This is a genomic window from Isoptericola sp. NPDC056134 (assembly GCF_042264825.1).
Classification (GTDB): Bacteria; Actinomycetota; Actinomycetes; order Actinomycetales; family Cellulomonadaceae; genus Isoptericola; species Isoptericola nanjingensis.
Map to the genome: position 1 here is coordinate 233,547 of NZ_JBHJVM010000003.1, position 17,282 is coordinate 250,828.

General features: G+C 73.6%; 16 protein-coding genes. 1 reads left to right on the top strand and 15 read right to left on the bottom strand.

Going from position 1 to position 17,282, the window contains the following annotated elements; all coding sequences use genetic code 11:
* Positions 1–14: 14 nt before the first annotated feature.
* The 3 genes from ACFCZN_RS05005 to ACFCZN_RS05015 form a co-directional block, all read right to left on the bottom strand.
* Positions 15–1,187 carry a branched-chain amino acid aminotransferase gene (locus ACFCZN_RS05005; protein WP_430556038.1) on the bottom strand — a complete coding sequence of 391 codons (1,173 nt, stop codon included), beginning with the start codon at positions 1,185–1,187 and terminating at the stop codon, positions 15–17.
* A 218-nt stretch (positions 1,188–1,405) separates the two neighbouring features.
* Positions 1,406–2,449, bottom strand: a complete 1,044-nt coding sequence (locus tag ACFCZN_RS05010) for a 3-isopropylmalate dehydrogenase (RefSeq protein WP_429763839.1) — start codon at positions 2,447–2,449, stop codon at positions 1,406–1,408.
* A gap of 101 nt (positions 2,450–2,550) precedes the next feature.
* Positions 2,551–3,078: an ASCH domain-containing protein gene (locus ACFCZN_RS05015; protein ID WP_429763838.1), complete on the bottom strand. Its 528-nt coding sequence runs from the start codon at positions 3,076–3,078 to the stop codon at positions 2,551–2,553.
* 27 nt (positions 3,079–3,105) lie between these two features.
* On the opposite strand from ACFCZN_RS05015, the gene ACFCZN_RS05020 reads away from it, so the two are divergent.
* Positions 3,106–3,540: an NUDIX hydrolase gene (locus ACFCZN_RS05020; protein ID WP_430556039.1), complete on the top strand. Its 435-nt coding sequence runs from the start codon at positions 3,106–3,108 to the stop codon at positions 3,538–3,540.
* Between the two features lie 152 nt (positions 3,541–3,692).
* Here ACFCZN_RS05020 and ilvC read toward each other — a convergent pair whose 3' ends face one another.
* The 12 genes from ilvC to ACFCZN_RS05080 form a co-directional block, all read right to left on the bottom strand.
* The gene (gene ilvC, locus ACFCZN_RS05025; protein ID WP_429763836.1) at positions 3,693–4,721 is read right to left on the bottom strand and encodes a ketol-acid reductoisomerase; all 1,029 of its coding nucleotides are present in this window, start codon (positions 4,719–4,721) and stop codon (positions 3,693–3,695) included.
* Positions 4,722–4,807: 86 nt separating this feature from the next.
* Positions 4,808–5,329 (bottom strand): acetolactate synthase small subunit, encoded by a 522-nt coding sequence (gene ilvN, locus ACFCZN_RS05030; RefSeq protein WP_429763835.1) that lies wholly within the window; start codon positions 5,327–5,329, stop codon positions 4,808–4,810.
* Positions 5,330–5,334: 5 nt separating this feature from the next.
* Positions 5,335–7,173: an acetolactate synthase large subunit gene (locus ACFCZN_RS05035; RefSeq protein WP_429763834.1), complete on the bottom strand. Its 1,839-nt coding sequence runs from the start codon at positions 7,171–7,173 to the stop codon at positions 5,335–5,337.
* 290 nt (positions 7,174–7,463) lie between these two features.
* On the bottom strand, positions 7,464–8,552 hold the full coding sequence (locus ACFCZN_RS05040; RefSeq protein ID WP_430556040.1) for an ABC transporter permease subunit: 1,089 nt from the start codon (positions 8,550–8,552) through the stop codon (positions 7,464–7,466).
* The gene (locus ACFCZN_RS05045) at positions 8,549–9,577 is read right to left on the bottom strand and encodes an ABC transporter ATP-binding protein (protein WP_429763832.1); all 1,029 of its coding nucleotides are present in this window, start codon (positions 9,575–9,577) and stop codon (positions 8,549–8,551) included. The genes ACFCZN_RS05040 and ACFCZN_RS05045 overlap by 4 nt, the downstream gene beginning before the upstream one ends.
* A 132-nt stretch (positions 9,578–9,709) precedes the next feature.
* Positions 9,710–11,038, bottom strand: a complete 1,329-nt coding sequence (locus ACFCZN_RS05050; protein WP_430556041.1) for a VOC family protein — start codon at positions 11,036–11,038, stop codon at positions 9,710–9,712.
* Positions 11,039–11,175: 137 nt separating this feature from the next.
* Entirely contained in the window at positions 11,176–11,490 is a 315-nt protein-coding gene (locus ACFCZN_RS05055; RefSeq protein ID WP_429763830.1) for a 4a-hydroxytetrahydrobiopterin dehydratase, read from the bottom strand.
* 60 nt (positions 11,491–11,550) lie between these two features.
* Positions 11,551–13,263, bottom strand: coding sequence for a dihydroxy-acid dehydratase (gene ilvD / locus ACFCZN_RS05060; protein ID WP_429763829.1), 1,713 nt, complete (start codon positions 13,261–13,263; stop codon positions 11,551–11,553).
* Positions 13,260–14,102, bottom strand: a complete 843-nt coding sequence (locus tag ACFCZN_RS05065; protein ID WP_429763828.1) for a PaaX family transcriptional regulator — start codon at positions 14,100–14,102, stop codon at positions 13,260–13,262. The genes ilvD and ACFCZN_RS05065 overlap by 4 nt, the downstream gene beginning before the upstream one ends.
* Entirely contained in the window at positions 14,099–15,352 is a 1,254-nt protein-coding gene (locus ACFCZN_RS05070; RefSeq protein WP_430556042.1) for a kynureninase, read from the bottom strand. Before ACFCZN_RS05070 ends, ACFCZN_RS05065 begins: the two co-directional genes overlap by 4 nt.
* The gene (locus ACFCZN_RS05075) at positions 15,349–16,362 is read right to left on the bottom strand and encodes a hypothetical protein (protein ID WP_430556043.1); all 1,014 of its coding nucleotides are present in this window, start codon (positions 16,360–16,362) and stop codon (positions 15,349–15,351) included. The genes ACFCZN_RS05070 and ACFCZN_RS05075 overlap by 4 nt, the downstream gene beginning before the upstream one ends.
* Positions 16,359–17,273 carry a tryptophan 2,3-dioxygenase gene (locus tag ACFCZN_RS05080; RefSeq protein ID WP_429763825.1) on the bottom strand — a complete coding sequence of 305 codons (915 nt, stop codon included), beginning with the start codon at positions 17,271–17,273 and terminating at the stop codon, positions 16,359–16,361. The genes ACFCZN_RS05075 and ACFCZN_RS05080 overlap by 4 nt, the downstream gene beginning before the upstream one ends.
* Positions 17,274–17,282: the final 9 nt, after the last annotated feature.

Here is a 17,282-nt window from a genome sequence, read left to right on the forward strand (position 1 = left end):
ACCTCCCTGTCTGATCAGGCGAGCCGGCGCATCCAGCCGTGCCGGTCCGCGACCCGACCGTACTGGATGTCGGTGAGCTCCTCGCGGATCGCCATGGTGAGCTCGCCGGGCTCGCCGCCCGAGACCTGCAGGTCGAACTCGTCGCCCGCGAGGCGGCCGACGGGGGTGATGACCGCCGCCGTGCCGCAGGCGAAGATCTCCCGCACGGTGCCGTCCCGGAGGCCGGTGACGACCTCGGCGAGCGGGATGCGCCGCTCCACGGCCTGGTGCCCGCGGTCGGCGGCGAGCTGCAGGATGGACGAGCGCGTGACGCCCTCGAGGAAGGTGCCGGTGAGCTCCGGCGTGTGCACCGAGCCGTCGGCCATGACGACGAAGACGTTCATGCCGCCCAGCTCCTCGAGCGACGTGTTCGTCACGGCGTCGAGGTAGCAGACCTGGTCGAAGCCCTTCTCCCCGGCGAGCCGCTGCGGCAGGAGGCTCGCCGCGTAGTTGCCGCCGTACTTCGCGTCGCCCGTCCCGCCGGGGCCGGAGCGGTGGTAGTGCTCGTCGATCCAGATCGACACCGGCTTCACGCCGCCCGCGAAGTACGGGCCGACGGGCGAGGCGATGACCAGGTACTCGGCCTCGTTCGTGGGACGCACCCCGAGGAACGCCTCCGACGCGAACGTGAAGGGCCGCAGGTAGAGGCTGAAGTCCTCACCGGACGGCACCCAGTCGATGTCGGTGCGCACCAGCGCCGCGATCGAGCCGATGAAGTCGTCCACCGACAACGCAGGCAGCGCCATGCGGTGCGCCGAGCGCGCGAACCGGGCCGCGTTGGCGTCGGGGCGGAACGTCCAGACGGAGCCGTCCGCGTGCCGGTACGCCTTCATCCCCTCGAAGATCTCCTGCGCGTAGTGCAGGACGGCGGTCGCGGGGTCGATCTGCAGCGGCCCGTACTTCTCGACACGACGGTCGAGCCACCCGTCGCCCTGGCGCCAGCTGACGCGCGCCATGTGGTCCGTGAACACGGTGCCGAACTTCGGGGACCGCAGCGCGGCCTCGCGCTCGGCGTCCGGGGTGGGTGAGTCCGTGGCTCGCACGTCGAACAGGGCGACGAGGTCCTCGAGCTCGGCCGGGAGGATGCCCGACCCGCCGGTGCTCGGCGTAGCGCTCGCGGCGGACGGAGAGGTGCTGGAAGTGGTCATGATCGGGGGCCTTTCACCGGGTGACCCCTGTAGTTTTCCACGACCGTGCACCTCGTGGGCACCGGCGTCGCTCCGACCACAGCGGCCACCCGGACAGAAGTGGATGTCGGGTGGTCGACAGGGGATGACGGCCGGGGCGGGCGGTGGCTCGGACGACACGTCCGACGGCGCGGCGCGGGTGGCGCCGCGCCGTCCGGATGACGACGGTGGGGCTGTCGTCAGCCGTTGACGCGTGCGGCGAGGTCGCGCCCGACCTCGGCCGTCGTGCGTACTCGGTCGCCGCGCTCGACGAGGTCGGCCGCGACGGCCGCCTCCACGCGCTTGCTCTCCTCGGCGAGGCCGAGGTGGTCGAGCAGCAGCGAGACCGACAGGACCGTGGCGGTCGGGTCGGCCTTGCCCTGGCCCGCGATGTCCGGGGCCGAGCCGTGCACCGGCTCGAACATGGACGGCGCGGTGCGGTCGGGGTTGATGTTCGCCGACGCGGCGAGGCCGATACCGCCGGTGATGGCGGCGGCCTGGTCCGTGAGGATGTCGCCGAACAGGTTGTCGGTGACGATCACGTCGAACCGCGACGGGTTCGTCGTGAGGAAGATCGTGGCGGCGTCCACGTGCAGGTAGTCCGTGGTGACGTCGGGGAAGTCGGCGTTGACGGCCTCGACGGTACGGCGCCACAGGTGGCCGGCGTGCACCAGCACGTTGTGCTTGTGCACCAGCGTGAGGTGCTTGCGCGGGCGTGCCTGAGCACGGGCGAAGGCGTCGCGCACGACGCGCTCCACGCCGAACGCGGTGTTGACCGACACCTCGGTCGCGATCTCGTGGGGGGTGCCGACACGCAGCGCTCCGCCGTTGCCCACGTACGGACCCTCGGTGCCCTCGCGCACGACGACGAAGTCGACGTCGCCGGGGTTGGCCAGCGGGCTGGTGACCCCGGGGTACAGCTTGCCGGGGCGCAGGTTCACGTAGTGGTCCAGCGAGAAGCGGAGCTTGAGCAGCAGGCCGCGCTCGAGCACGCCCGACGGCACGCTCGGGTCGCCGATGGCGCCCAGCAGGATCGCGTCGTGCTGCTTGATGGCTTCGAGGTCGGCGTCCGTGAGCGTCTCGCCGGTCGCGTGCCAGCGGCGCGCGCCCAGGTCGAACTCGGTGGTGGAGATCTTCACGTCCGAGCCGGCCACGGCCGCCTCGAGGACCGCCAGGCCCTGCTCCACGACTTCCGTGCCGATGCCGTCGCCGGCCACCACTGCCAGGTCGATGCTCCGCGTCATGGGCCGAGCCTAAGCCCGTCGAATCATGATGCGGACACGAATCTCATTTACTGGACACATCCGGCCGTGACCTCCCTGGTCATGGGTCCGCGGTGCCCGCGTCAGGCGCGGTAGAGCACCTTGAACCGCTCGCAGACCACGGGCATGGTCGGGTCGAACTCCCGACCGATCTGCGGGAGCGTGCGGCGCCAGTAGCGCTCGTGCCCGTCGCGCCAGTCCGCCAGGGTGCGATCGCCCTCGCCCTCGGCGGCGGCGTGCTCGGCGGTCACCTCGTCGAACGGGACCGTCTCGACCTCTGTCGTCCTGATGAGGAGGCGGGGCGCACCGGCGCCGTCGAGCACGATCGACAGGTCGCCCTTGCGCGGCAGCGGCTCGTCGGCGGCCTCGTACTCCCAGACCGCGGCGGCGGTGCCTGTCTTCACGCCGTCGAGCACCAGTCCGAGCAGCTCGTCGGCCAGCTCCGCCGAGTCGCCGAACGACCACGCGGGCGGCGGCACCACGTTCTCGGAGCGCTCCCCCACGGCTCCCCCGTGGCTCGTGCGGCCGGCGCTCGGGCGCGCGACGTCCCAGAACTGCGTGATGCTGTCGGCCTGCTCGGGATCCAGCCCAGGGTTCGCGTCGTCGCTCATGGGGTCCATCCTGCCAGGATGGCCAGCATGGACACCCGCGTCGCCGCCTACGCCCTGGTCGTCGAGGGCGACCGCATCCTCCTCCCCCACTGGTCCAGCGACGTCGGAGCGGGCTGGACCATGCCCGGGGGCGGCATCGACCCCGGCGAGCACCCGGAGGATGCAGCCGTCCGCGAGCTGCGAGAGGAGACCGGGTACGACGTCGCGCTCGACGGCCTGCTCGGCGTCGACAGCATCGTGATCCCGCCCGAGGACCGCGTCGTCGTGGACGGCACCGACCACACGGTGGCGCTACAAGGCATCCGCATCGTCTATCGCGCGCACGTCGTCGGCGGCGAGCTCACCAGGGAGTCCGACGGCACCACCGACGCCGTCGCGTGGCACCGGTTGTCCGACGTGGACGCGCTCGACCGCGTGGGGCTCGTCGACGTCGTCCGGGGGTGGGCGGGGCTGCTCGACTGACCGGTACTACCTCGCCGTTCCTCGTACTACCTCGGCGCGGTTCGTACTACCTCGGCACGCCCCGGACTACCTCGCCTGGGCCCGGACGCACGTGCGGCCGCCGCCCCCGGGTGGGGGACGACGGCCGCGCGCGTCGCTGCTGACGGTGTGGGTCAGCGAGCGGCGCTGCCCTCCGTGTAGTCGGAGTCAGCGGGCTTGATCCACGAGAACATCTTCCGGAGCTCACGCCCGGTGGTCTCGATCGGGTGCGCCTCGCCCTTCTCGCGCAGCGCGGTGAACTCGGGCGCGCCCGCGTCCTGGTCCGCGATGAAGCGCTCGGCGAAGGCGCCGTTCTGGATGTCCGCGAGGACGGCCTTCATGTTCTCCTTGACGCGCGGGTCGATGACGCGCGGGCCGGAGACGTAGTCGCCGTACTCGGCCGTGTCGGAGACCGACCAGCGCTGCTTGGCGATGCCACCCTCGACCATGAGGTCGACGATCAGCTTCAGCTCGTGCAGCACCTCGAAGTACGCGACCTCGGGCTGGTAGCCCGCCTCGGTCAGCGTCTCGAAGCCGTACTGGACCAGCTGCGAGGCACCGCCGCACAGCACGGCCTGCTCGCCGAACAGGTCGGTCTCGGTCTCCTCGGTGAAGGTGGTCTTGATGCCGCCGGCGCGCAGGCCGCCGATGCCCTTCGCGTAGGACAGGGCCAGCTCCCAGGCGGAGCCCGACGCGTCCTGCTCGACGGCGACGATCACCGGCACGCCGCGGCCGTCGACGTACTCGCGGCGCACGAGGTGACCCGGGCCCTTGGGGGCGACCATGAGCACGTCGTGGCCGGCCTCGGGCTTGATGTAGCCGAAGCGGATGTTGAAGCCGTGCCCGAAGACGAGCGCCGCGCCCTCGTTGAGGTTCGGGGCGATCTCGTCGCGGTACACGTGCCGCTGCACCTGGTCCGGCGCGAGGATGACGACGACGTCCGCCTCCTTGACGGCGTCGGCGACGGTGAGCACGCGCAGGCCCTCGTCCTCGGCCTTCTTCGCGGAGCCGGAGCCCTCGCGCAGGCCGACGCGGACGTCGACGCCCGAGTCGCGCAGGTTCAGCGCGTGCGCGTGGCCCTGGCTCCCGTAGCCGATGACCGCGACCTTGCGCTGCTGGATGATGGACAGGTCGGCGTCGTCGTCGTAGAACAGCTCAGCCACGGTGATGCTCCTCGGTTCTCGGTACTGCGTTCGTCACTACAGGTCGGTATGTGGTCACCCGCGGGGATGACGGTACGCGAACGGCGTCAGGCCGTGCGCACGCGCTCCAGCGCTCGGTCGGTGATGGACCGCGAGCCGCGGCCCACGGCGAGCGTGCCGGACTTCACGATCTCGCGGACGCCGTACGGCTCGAGCGCGCCGAGCAGCGCGGACAGCTTGGCGGCGGTGCCGGTCGCCTCGATGACGACCGTGTCGGGGACGACGTCCACGACGTGGGCGCGGAAGAGGTCGACGACCTCGAGCACCCCCGCGCGGGTGGCCTGGTCGGCCCGCACCTTGACGAGCAGGAGCTCGCGCTGCACGGACGACTCGGGGTCGAGCTCGACGATCTTGATGACGTTGATCAGCTTGTTGAGCTGCTTCGTCACGTGCTCGAGCGGGTGCTCCTCGACGTCGACCACCACGGTGATGCGCGAGATCTCCTCGTGCTCCGTGGGCCCGACGGCCAGGGAGTGGATGTTGAACGCGCGGCGCGCGAACAGCGCGGTGACGCGGGTGAGGACGCCGGGCTTGTTCTCGACCAGCACGGACAGGGTGTGACGCGACATGGGTCTCAGTCCTCTCGGTCCCACGCCGGCGAGATGCCGCGCGCGTACTGGATGTCGTCGTTCGGCACGCCGGCGGCGACCATCGGCCACACCATGGCGTCGCGCGAGACCTGGAAGTCGATGACCACGGGGCGGTCGTCGATCTCCTGCGCCCGCTTGATCGCGGCGTCGACCTCGTCCTCACGCTCCACGCGGATGCCCTCGCACCCGTACGCGTCCGCGAGCTTCACGAAGTCCGGGATGCGGCGGGTGCCGTGGCCGGTGTGCAGGTCGGTGTTGGAGTAGCGCTCGTCGTAGAAGAGCGTCTGCCACTGCCGCACCATGCCGAGCGAGCTGTTGTTGATCAGCGCCACCTTGATGGGGATGTCGTTGATCGCGCAGGTCGCGAGCTCCTGGTTGGTCATCTGGAAGCAGCCGTCGCCGTCGATGGCCCACACCTCGCGGTCGGGCTCGCCGACCTTGGCGCCCATCGCGGCGGGGACCGCGAAGCCCATGGTGCCGAGGCCCGCGGAGTTCAGCCAGGTGCGGGGGCGCTCGTAGCGGATGAACTGCGCCGCCCACATCTGGTGCTGCCCCACGCCCGCGGCGTAGATCGCGTCCGGGCCGGCCAGCTCGCCCAGGCGGGAGATCACGTGCTGCGGGGACAGGTGGCCGTCGTCCGTGGGCGAGTAGCCCAGCGGGTACGTCTCGCGCCAGGTGTCGAGCTGGTGCCACCAGGCCGCCAGGTCGGGCTTGCCCCCCTTGGCGTGCTCGGCCTCGAGGGCCGGCACCAGGTCGGCGATGACCTCGCGCAGGTCGCCGACGATCGGCACGTCCACGGGGCGGTTCTTGCCGATCTCCGCGGGGTCGATGTCGGCGTGCACGACGGCGGCGCCCGGGGCGAAGCTCGACAGCCGGCCGGTGACGCGGTCGTCGAATCGGGCGCCGAGGGCCACCACGAGGTCCGCCTTCTGCAGCGCGGCCACGGCCGGGACGGTGCCGTGCATGCCGGGCATGCCCAGGTGCTGCGGGTGGCTGTCCGGGACGGCGCCGCGGGCGGTGAGCGTCGTGACGACGGCCGCGCCCGAGGTGTCGACCAGCCGGCGCAGCGCCTCCGACGCGCCGGAACGGATGACACCGCCGCCCACGTACAGCACCGGGCGGCGGGCGGTGGCCAGCAGCTTCGCGGCCTCGCGGATCTGCTTGGCGTGCGGCTTGGTCACCGGGTGGTACCCGGGCAGCGCGAGGTCCTGCGGCCAGGAGAACTCGGTGGTGGCCTGCATCGCGGACTTCGCGATGTCGACCAGCACCGGGCCGGGCCGGCCCGTCGACGCGATGTGGAACGCCTCGGCGATGGTGCGCGGGATCTCCGCCGGGTCCGTGACCAGGTAGGAGTGCTTGGTGATCGGCATCGTGATGCCGACGATGTCCGCCTCCTGGAACCCGTCGGTGCCGATGAGCGACTGCGCCACCTGGCCGGTGATCGCGACCAGCGGGACGGAGTCCATGTGCGCGTCGGCCAACGGCGTCACGAGGTTGGTGGCACCGGGCCCCGACGTCGCCATCGTCACGCCGACCTTGCCGGTGGCGTGGGCGTAGCCCTGGGCCGCGTGCCCGCCGCCCTGCTCGTGCCGCACCAGGACGTGGCGGATCTGCTTCGAGTCCATGAGCGGGTCGTAGAGCGGAAGGATCGCTCCGCCCGGGATGCCGAAGACGTTCTCGACGCCGACCGACTCGAGCGAGCGGACGATCGACTCGGCGCCGGTGACCTCCTCACCGGACACGGTTCGGCCGGTGGCACCGTCGGCACTGCGGGACGCGGTGCGGGCGGCCACCTGGGCGGGGGTCGGGTTCGGCTGGACCATCGGTCTCTCCTGCCGGTCGGTCTTGCGGGCGAAGGGTCTGGCGAGGGGTGTCGCTGCAATGAAAAACCCCCCGGTCCCGGGATGACGGGACTGACGAGGGGTGAGCGCGCTGACGAAAGCCTGGTGCGTGGGCCTAGTCGGCGCGCCCGGGAAGAAGTACTACGAGGATCGTCTGCACGGATCGAACGTTACGCCCGCGTCTCCTCGATGTCACGTCGTGAGCCCGGTGTCCCATCATGCGGACAGCATGGGGGTCACCGGGCTCACGGCCTGCGCCGCGACGGCGTCGGTCAGCTCACGTCGCGTCGCCGGAACACGAGCACCGCGAGCAGAGTGACGACGACGGCGAGCGCCGCCACGGTCAGCCCGCCCTGCGCGGTGGTCACGACGTGGTCCACCGGGACGCACTCGAACACGCCGTCGGCGCTCGGCGTGCACCGCTCCGTCTGGAACACGACCCCGCCCTGCAGCCAGGCCGAGAGCGCCGTCGTCGGTAGCCAGCGCTGCACGTCGCCGAACGAGTAGGCGAAGGCCACGCAGACCCAGGCGACCACGCCGACCAGGCCGACGGCGGCGGCCGCGTGCTTGAACAGCGTGCCCAGCGCCACGCCGAGCGCGGCGAGCACCGCCCCGGCTGCGACGAGGCGCCCGGTGAACGCGGCGACCTCGAGCCAGACGGCGCCGGTGACCTCCCCGAGCGTGCCGTACGAGGCGTACACCGCGTACGAGGCACCGACCAGGAGCGCGAACCCGACCAGCACCAGCGGGACGGTGCCGACCGCGGCGGCCACCGCCTTCGACCAGTACACCCGCTGCCGGCGCGGCTCGAACGTGAGCCACATCCCCAGCGACCCGCTGTTCATCTCGGCGGTCACGAAGCTCACCCCGACCACCAGCGCGACGAGGAGCAGAAGGACCGCGAGGTCGTCGAGCGACGCCAGGCCCGACCACCCGCTCCACACCGAGGCCTGGATGTCCGCCACGGCGGCCCGGGTCGCGGCGTCCTGCGCGTTGACCTCCGGCTCCCCGTAGAGCATCTCGTTCTGAGCCGGGTCGGGGACGAACGTCTGCGTCGGCGGCAGGTACCAGTCCAGGCGGGGGGCCATCTGGTCGCAACCCCATTCCTCCGGGGTGGCACCCTCGTCCTCGGCCCCGGCCTCGCAGTCGGCGACCTGCTGCTCCCCGTCCTTCTCCCACTGCTCCTGGTCGGCGGCGAACATCTCCTGCGCGTCCGCGACCTCCCGGTCGCTCGGCGGCGGCGCCGACAGATACGTCGCCGCACCGCTCAGGGCGACCAGCACGAGAACTCCGACGCACGCCCAGCGCGTCACCTGACGCGCCCACAGCCGGCGCAGCTCGACCCGCAGGAGGCGGCTCATGCGTCCACCTCCGTCGTCCCGGTGCCGGCCCCGGTGCTCGCCGCCGCCGGCACCGGACCGCGTCCGCCACCACCGGGGACCTCCCCCGCGGTGAGGCCGAGGAACACCGACTCGAGGTCGGCCTGGAGCGGCGTGAGCTCGCGCACCCACACGCCACGCTCGCCGAGGGCGCGGTTCACCGCGGCGGGGTCGGCGGCGCCGTCGACGAGGAGCGCGTCGTGCTCGCGCCGCACGAGCAGCCCGCCGGTCTCGAGCACGCTGGTCGCGATGGTCAGGTCGGTCGGCGCGACGCGCAGCCGGACCGACCCGGTCGCGGAGCCGGCACCGATGAGGTCGGCCACCCGCCCCGCGGCGACGAGGCGGCCGCGGGCCACGATCGAGACCGTGTCGGCGATCTGCTCGACCTCGGCCAGGATGTGGCTGGACACCAGCACCGTCTTGCCCTGGTCGGCGAGGCCGCGCATGGTCTGCCGGATCTCGCGGATGCCCGCGGGGTCGAGGCCGTTCGTCGGCTCGTCGAAGATGAGCAGGTCGGGGTCCTTGAGCAGGGTCGCCGCGATGGCGAGCCGCTGCTTCATGCCGAGCGAGTAGCCCTTGTACCTGTCCTTGGCCCGCCCGGTGAGCCCGACCTCGTCGATGACGGCGTCCACCCGGCCCGCGGGCGCGCCGATCGCGTCCGCGAGCAGGCGCAGGTTGCGGCGCGCGCTGAACGCGGGGAAGAACTTGGGGCTCTCGACGATGGCGCCGACCCGGCCCACCACCTCGGGCAGCCGCTTCGGCACCTCGTGCCCGAAGATCGTCGCGGTCCCGCGGTCGGGCCGGACCAGGCCCAGGAGCATGCGGATCGTCGTCGTCTTCCCCGACCCGTTGGGCCCCAGGAAGCCGTGGACCCCGCCCACGGGCACCTGCAGGTCGAGACCTTCGACCCCGACCGATCTCCCTCGCGCGCTCCGGTACGTCTTGCGGAGCCCTCGCGTCTCGATCGCGAGCTCGCCACCACCTCGGGAACCGTCCAGCACGGCCACCGCCACCTCCTCGTGGCCGCGGCGCGGCCCGTCGGTCGCGCCCGTCGGACGACGGCGCTGCCAGGGAGGATAGAGCAGCCTTGACGTGGGCGAAAGGACCCCGCTACCCGAGTTTGACCCGGCCGCGACGGCTCACGCGTCCGGCTCGCCCGCCCAGCGTTCCGCACGCCCCGGGATCACGGCGATGTCCACCTCGTTGCCCTCGGGATCGGCGACCGTCCGCCAGAACGGCGCCTCCGCGTCGCGCACGACCGTGCCGCCGGCGGCGACCGCCGCCGCGACCCGGGCGTCGGCGACGTCGGCAGGGACGAACACGTCCACGTGGATGCGGTTGCGCTGCACGCGCGGTTCGGCCATCTGCTGCAGGAACACCGAAGGGCCGCGCAGCAGCGGGTCGTACAGGTCCGTCGCCCCCCGCTCGAGGTACCCGAGCGCCGCGGCCCAGAACCGGCGCACCGCGTCGACGTCGAGCGCGTCGAACGTGAGCTGGACGTCGCGCAGGACGGCGGGCTCGGCGCGCAGCCCGAGGTCGCGCGCGGCGGCCTGCGCCCGCTGCGCCACCCCGAGCCGGGCGGGGCCGATCCAGCCGTCCTCGGGCGGCCCGACCCGCAAGGTGACGCCGGAGTACCGCAGGTCGGCGAACAGCGGCACGCCGGCCTCGTCCGCCGCGCGGGCCGCCCGGGCGACCAGCTCGACGCCCGCGTCGAAGCCGCCCGTCGCGTAGTACGCGCTGGCACCCTGGAGCACCCGCCAGTCCTCCACGCCGCCCGCCGCCCGGAACTCCTCGGGCGTGAGCAGGCCGTCGGCCAGGTCCTCCTCGAACCCCTCCCAGGCGATGACGTCCGCCTCGTTCCCCTCGGCGTCCGCGAGCGTCCACCACTGCGGCACGAACTCCTCGGTCGTGACGCGCCCGCCGGCCGCGAGCGCCGCGTCGACGCGTGCCTGCCGCACGTCGTCGGGCACGAAGACGTCGAGGTGCAGGCGGCCCCGCAGGGGGCGTGGCTCATCCATCGCTTGGAACCAGACGCCCGGCCACCGCCGGTGGGGGTCCAGCAGATCCCCGCCCGAGCGGGAGTGCCCGAGGACGACGCCCCAGAAGGGCATGATCTGCTCGCGATCGGCGGCGTCGACGGTCAGCTCCACGTCCTGCAGGGCCGCGGGGTCGGCGTCGAGCCCGAGGTCCGCCGCCGCGGCGGAGACCTCCCGTGCCAGGGCGACGTCGCGCTCGCTCAGGCCGTCGACGTCGTGCGACTGCACGCGCACGACGACGCCGCCGGGCCGGAGGTCGACGTCCGGGTGGTGGTTCGCCGCGTCCGCGAGCACGCGGACACGCTCGAGGAGGACGGCGCCCTCGCCGGCGGCGCGCGTGCGGAAGAGGGCGCTCGCGCCCCGGGCGAGGGCGCGCCAGTCACCGGTGCCCGACGCGGCCTCGAACCCGGCCGCTGTGATCTCGTCGGCCATGGCCTCCCCCGTCCGTCGGTGTCCCGCCACCTGCCCGGTCCACCCTGCCCCGCCGCCGCGCGTCTCGCGCGGTGGCGGGGCGAGGCCGGAGGGTCGTCGTCGGGAGGCTGCGGTGACGGCTGCGTTGACCGAGGGCGTCAGCTCCGCGACGTCTCGACCGGCAGCTCCAGCTCGGCGGCGGCGTCGCTGATCCGCCGGGCCAGGTCCACGTCGCGCGTCGTCAGGCCGCCGGCGTCGTGGGACGAGGTGCGGACCAGGACGGTGCCGTACCGCAGGTCCACGTCGGGGTGGTGGTTCACCGCGTCCGCGATCTCGGCGATCGCGTCCACGAACCGCGCCCCGGCCGCGAAGGACCCGGTGCGGAACACGGCCCAGGCGGAGCCCTCGTCCGCGTGCCAGTCGCCGACGCCGTCGGAGTGGGCGAACTGTCGCGGGGTGATCGAGTCGGTCATGCGCCCAGCATGGCCCGACCGGGCACCGTTCGCGCGGTGTCAGCCGGCGGGCAAGGGCGCTCAGCCCAGCACGGCGCCCTTGGACGCGGACTGCACCAGCTTCGTGTACTTGGCGAGCACGCCGCGCGTGTAGCCGTGCGGCACGGGGGTCCAGTCCGCCGTCCGGCGGGCGGCGAGCTCTGCGTCGTCGACCAGCAGGTCGAGCGTCTTGCTCGCGACGTCGAGGCGGATGCGGTCGCCGTCGCGCACGAACGCGATGGGCCCGGCGTCGACGGCCTCGGGCGCGATGTGCCCGACGCACAGCCCGGTCGTCCCGCCGGAAAACCGCCCGTCGGTGATGAGCAGGACGTCCTTGCCCAGGCCGGCACCCTTGATCGCGCCGGTGATGGCGAGCATCTCGCGCATCCCCGGCCCGCCCTTGGGGCCCTCGTAGCGGATGACGACGACGTCCCCCGCGGTGATCGTGCCGTCCTCCAGCGCGTCCAGGGCGCCGCGCTCGCGCTCGAAGACACGGGCGGTGCCCTCGAAGACGTCGGAGTCGAAGCCCGCCGACTTCACCACCGCGCCCTCGGGGGCCAGCGAGCCGTGCAGGATCGTGATGCCGCCCGTGGGGTGGATGGGCCGGTCGAGGGCCCGCAGGATCTTGCCGTCCGGGTCGGGCGGGGCGATGTCCGCGAGGTTCTCGGCGACCGTCCGCCCGGTGACGGTGAGCTGGTCTCCGTGCAGCAGCCCGGCGTCGAGCAGCGCCTTCATCACCACGGGGACGCCGCCGATGCGGTCGACGTCGTTCATCACGTACCGGCCGAACGGCTTGAGGTCGCCGAGGTGCGGCACGCGGTCGGCGACACGGGAGAAGTCGTCGAGGGTGAGCTCCACCTCGGCCTCGTGCGCGATGGCGAGCAGGTGCAGCACCGCGTTGGTGGAGCCGCCGAACGCCATCACCACGGAGATCGCGTTCTCGAAGGCCTCCTTGGTGAGGATCTGGCGTGCGGTGATCCCGCGCCGCAGCAGCTCGACGACGGCCTCGCCCGACGCCTGCGCGAAGGCGTCGCGCCGGCGGTCGGCGGACGGCGGCGCGGCCGACCCGGGCAGCGACATGCCCAGCGCCTCGGCCGCCGACGCCATCGTGTTCGCGGTGTACATGCCGCCGCACGCGCCCTCGCCCGGGCAGATCGCGCGCTCGATGCGGCCGACGTCCTCCTCGCTCATCAGCCCCCGCGCGCAGGCCCCGACGGCCTCGAACGCGTCGATGATCGTGACGTCCTTCTCGGTGCCGTCGGACAGCTTCACCCAGCCGGGCATGATCGACCCGGCGTAGAGGAACACGCTCGCGAGGTCGAGGCGCGCGGCGGCCATGAGCATCCCGGGGAGCGACTTGTCGCACCCGGCGAGCAGCACGGAGCCGTCGAGCCGCTCCGCCTGCATGACCGTCTCCACGGAGTCGGCGATGACGTCGCGGGAGACGAGCGAGAAGTGCATCCCCTCGTGCCCCATGGAGATGCCGTCGGAGACGGAGATGGTGCCGAACTCGAGCGGGTAGCCGCCGCCCGCGTGCACGCCGTGCTTCACCGCCTGCGACAGCCGGTCGAGCGACAGGTTGCACGGCGTGATCTCGTTCCACGAGCTCGCGACGCCGATCTGCGGCTTGGCGAAGTCGTCGTCGCCCAGGCCGACGGCGCGCAGCATGCCGCGTGCGGCCGTGGCCTCCAGGCCGTCGGTGACCTGGCGGGAGCGGGGCTTGAGGTCCGGGGTGGCTGGGGCGTCGGCGCTCATGCCCCGAGCGTAGGGACGACGGCGCGCACGTGCGCGGCGGCCGCGCCGGCGAACGCGGCGCGCAGGGCGGCGAACCGCGCGACGCCCGCCGTCCCGGGCCAGTCCGGGGGCAGGACGGCGGTCGGCAGCCCGGGGTCGGCGTACGGCAGCGGGCGCCAGTCGTCGACGGCGCGCACCCAGCGGGCGAACGCCTCGCCCGGCGCGTGGACGGCTGTCTCCTCGCCCTCGTCCGGGTCCGGGTGCGCCGCGAGGAAGCCACGGTGCCTCGCGGCGAGGCCGTCGAGGTCCCACCAGCGGGCGGCGGCGTCCGCGAGGGACCCGGCGACGCGCGGCGTCCCCGCGACGAACACGGTCGCGGCGTCGCGCAGCCCCAGCCCGTCGAGGACCCCCTCGACCTCGTCGGTGAGGTGGCCGGGGCAGATCCACAGGCCGGTCGCGACCGTGCCGCAGCCGATGCCGGCCAGGTGCCGCCGCAGCTGGTGACGGGCGTCGCGGCGTTCCTCGGGGATGGAGAACGACACCAGGCACCAGGGGTCGTCGTCGCCCTGCTGCCGGTAGCCGAAGATCCGCCGGTCGCCGCGCTCGAGCATCGCGGCCGCGCCCGCCGCGAGCCGGTACCCGGCCCGGCCGTCGACCTCCTCGGCTTCGAGCAGGCCCTTGCCCTTGGCCCGCGACACGGCCGAGCGCGCGGCCCCCGACGCGACGCCGGCCGCGCCGAGCAGCGTGACGAGGTCGCCCGCCGCCATCCGGCCGCCGAGGCCGCGGGCGTACAGGCCGACGACCGTCCGCAGCAGCGACGTCGCGCTCCCGGGGCGGGCGTCGAGGTCGTCGAGGATCACGCGGCGTCGCGCCCCGTGACCTCGACCAGCGCGTCCCGCACCGCCTCGACGCCCACGCGCACCTCGTCGAACGACGTCGACAGCGGCGAGAGGCCCAGGCGCAGGCCGTTCGGGCGGCGGAAGTCGGGGATCACGCCGCGCTCCCACAGCAGGGGCAGGGTGTCGGCGAACGCGTCGTGGTCGACGGTGACGTGGCTCCCCCGCCGCTCGTCGTCCCGCGGGGAGGCGACGCGCACGCCGAGCGGTACCAGGAGGTCGTCGACCAGCTCGAGCGCGAACCTCGTGAGCGCCACGGACTTCGCGCGGACGGCGCCGAGGCCTGCCTCGCCGACCAGGTCGAGCATGTCCTGCATCGCGAGCATCCCGACGATCGCCGGCGTGCCGGAGAGGAACCGTCGCACCCCGGCGTGCGGCGCGTAGGCGGGCCCCATCTCGAACGGCCGGTCGCTGCCCATCCACCCCTGGATCGGCTGGACGAGCTCGCCCTGGAGGTCGGCCCGCACGTAGCCGAACGCGGGCGACCCGGGTCCCCCGTTGAGGTACTTGTAGGTGCAGCCGGCGGCGAGGTCCGCACCCCACGCGTCGAGCTCGACGGGTACCGCACCCGCGGAGTGGCACAGGTCCCAGAGCGCCAGGGCGCCGGCGTCGTGCGCGCGCCGCGTGATCTCCGCGGCGTCGCTCACGTACCCGGAGCGGTACGCGACGTGGCTCAGCACGACGAGCGCCGTCCGTTCGGACAGGAGCGCGGACACCTGCGCGGGCGTGACCCCGCCGTCGTGGTCCGGCGAGATCCAGCGCAGCGTGGCGCCGTGCTCGCGCGCCACGCCCTCGAGCACGAAGCGGTCGGTCGGGAAGTTGCCCGAGTCGAGGACGATCTCGTCGCGCCCGGCCACCCGCGGGGAGGACAGGGCCGCCCGCACCAGCTTGTAGAGGATGACGGTCGTGGAGTCCCCGACGAACGTCTGCCCCGGCGCCGCGCCCAGCGCGACCTCGCCGACCCGGTCGCCGAGGCGCAGCGGCAGCTCGTACCACTCCTCGTCCCAGCCGCGGATCAGCCGGGCGCCCCAGGCGTCGGTCGCGAAGCGGGCCAGGCGCTCCGCCGACGCCCGCGTGGGCCGGCCCAGCGAGTTGCCGTCCAGGTAGGCCGTCACCTCGTCCGAGCCGACGAACGCCGACCGGAACCGGGCCAGCGGGTCGGCGGCGTCCAGCGCGGCGGCGCGGTCGCGGCGGGTGGGGGCGTCGGTGGTCATGCGGGTCCTCCGGAGGGAGTCGCGGTCGGCGGGACGAAGTCGGGGTCGCTGAGGTCGCTCACGGCGAGCACCGTGGCGCGGGCGAGCCAGGCGGCGTGGACGGCGCCGGGGTCGGCCGGCGCGGGCGCGGGGCCCGGCACGAACGACACGAGGCCGGCGGGCGGCTCGTCGCCGACGAGCGCGACCAGCAGCGACCGCCGTCCGAGGCCGGCGGCCGCGAGCGCCGCCAGCTCCCTGGCATTGAGCCCCACCGGAAGGGGGCCGTTGCCGAGGTCGGTGCCGTACCGGACGCGCCCGCCCGCCGCGGCGAAGCGGCGCACGTTGTCGAGCGCGACCTCGAGCTCGGGCGTCGGGTCGCCCCAGCCGTGGATGTCGAGCGTGCTGAGCCACGTCGTGCCCCGCGCGGCCATGGCCACGAGCAGGTCGTCGTCGAGGCGCTCGCTGAACGGGGCGTGCGCCAGGCGGTCGACCCCGGCCGCGACCGCGCGGGCCCCCTGGCCGGCGCCCTCGGCGTGCGCGACGACGGCGCGGCCCCGCGCGTGGGCCCGCGCCACGACGGCGGCGAGCGTGGCGTCGTCGGGCGTCGGCCCGGCGTCGGCGTGCAGGGCGACCTTGACGAACGACGCCCCGGCCGCGACCTGACGGTCCACGGCGGCGACGGCGGACGTCGGGTCGGCGACCTCCTCGACCCAGGCCGCGGGGGCCCACGGCCGGTCGCTCGGGTACCCGCCGGGCGCGGTGAGGAACGCGCCCGCGTACGCGACGCGCGGAAGGGCCGGGTCGTCGGCCAGGGCCGCGACGTCGGCCGGGGTCCCGCCCAGGTCGTGCACCGCCGCGACGCCGCGGTCCCGCAGCGGCGCGGGGTCCACGAGGCCGAGGTGCACGTGCGTGTCGGTGAACGGCGGCAGCAGCGTGCCGGACTCCCCCAGCCGGCGCCGCACCTCCGGCGGGACGCCCGCGGGGAGGACGACCGGGGCGACGCCCGGGGGCACCACCAGAGCACCGGTCATGACCGGACCGTCGTCGAACTCGGGCCCGCGGGCGGGCCGAGCTCCGTGCGCACGGCGAAGAGCTCGGGGAAGAAGGTGAGGTCGAGCGCGCGCTGCAGGAAGCCGACGCCGCTGGAACCGCCGGTGCCGCGCTTGGTGCCGATGATGCGCAGCACGGTCTTCATGTGGCGGAAGCGCCAGAGCTGGAAGTTGTCCTCGAGGTCGACGAGCTCCTCGCACGTCTCGTACGCCGACCAGTCCGACTCCGGGTCCGCGTAGATGCGGCGGAACACCTCCACGAGGTCGTCGTCGAGCGTGTGGGCGGTCGTGACGTCGCGGTCGAGCACCCGCCGCGGCACGTCGTGGCCGTGCCGCGCGAGGTAGCGCAGGAACTCGTCGTACACGCTGGGCTCGGCGAGCAGCCGCGCGAGCTCCGCGCGCGCCGCGGGCTCGGCGTCGAACACCGCGAGCATCCGCGCGTTCTTGTTGCCGAGCAGGAACTCCACGGCGCGGTACTGCCAGGACTGGAACCCTGACGCGTTGCCGAGGGACCCGCGGAACTGGGCGTACTCGCTGGGCGTGAGCGTCGCGAGCACGGACCACTGCTCGGTGAGCGTGCGCTGCACGTGCTTGACGCGGGCGATGCGCTTGAGCGCCGCGCCGAGCTCGTCGGCCGCGAGCAGGTCGCGCGCGGAGACGAGCTCGTGCAGCACCAGCTTGAGCCACAGCTCGGTGGTCTGGTGCTGCACGATGAACAGCATCTCGTCGTGGTGCGCCGGCGCGCTGATCGGCTCCTGCGCCGCGAGCAGCGTGTCCAGGTGCAGGTACGAGCCGTACGTCATCCGCTCCCGCAGGTCGGTGACGATCTCCGGCTCGAGCTCGCGCTCGTTCGTCTCGGCGCGCGCGGCGGCGGGCCCGGGCTGGTCGACCATGCCCGGAGC

Coding starts and splice junctions, on each gene's coding strand:
- ACFCZN_RS05005 (WP_430556038.1), bottom strand. CDS start 1,187: ATGACCACTTCCAGCACCTCTCCGTCCGCCGCGAGCGCTACGCCGAGC.
- ACFCZN_RS05010 (WP_429763839.1), bottom strand. CDS start 2,449: ATGACGCGGAGCATCGACCTGGCAGTGGTGGCCGGCGACGGCATCGGC.
- ACFCZN_RS05015 (WP_429763838.1), bottom strand. CDS start 3,078: ATGAGCGACGACGCGAACCCTGGGCTGGATCCCGAGCAGGCCGACAGC.
- ACFCZN_RS05020 (WP_430556039.1), top strand. CDS start 3,106: ATGGACACCCGCGTCGCCGCCTACGCCCTGGTCGTCGAGGGCGACCGC.
- ilvN (WP_429763835.1), bottom strand. CDS start 5,329: ATGTCGCGTCACACCCTGTCCGTGCTGGTCGAGAACAAGCCCGGCGTC.
- ACFCZN_RS05035 (WP_429763834.1), bottom strand. CDS start 7,173: ATGGTCCAGCCGAACCCGACCCCCGCCCAGGTGGCCGCCCGCACCGCG.
- ACFCZN_RS05040 (WP_430556040.1), bottom strand. CDS start 8,552: ATGAGCCGCCTCCTGCGGGTCGAGCTGCGCCGGCTGTGGGCGCGTCAG.
- ACFCZN_RS05050 (WP_430556041.1), bottom strand. CDS start 11,038: ATGGCCGACGAGATCACAGCGGCCGGGTTCGAGGCCGCGTCGGGCACC.
- ACFCZN_RS05055 (WP_429763830.1), bottom strand. CDS start 11,490: ATGACCGACTCGATCACCCCGCGACAGTTCGCCCACTCCGACGGCGTC.
- ilvD (WP_429763829.1), bottom strand. CDS start 13,263: ATGAGCGCCGACGCCCCAGCCACCCCGGACCTCAAGCCCCGCTCCCGC.
- ACFCZN_RS05070 (WP_430556042.1), bottom strand. CDS start 15,352: ATGACCACCGACGCCCCCACCCGCCGCGACCGCGCCGCCGCGCTGGAC.
- ACFCZN_RS05075 (WP_430556043.1), bottom strand. CDS start 16,362: ATGACCGGTGCTCTGGTGGTGCCCCCGGGCGTCGCCCCGGTCGTCCTC.
- ACFCZN_RS05080 (WP_429763825.1), bottom strand. CDS start 17,273: ATGGTCGACCAGCCCGGGCCCGCCGCCGCGCGCGCCGAGACGAACGAG.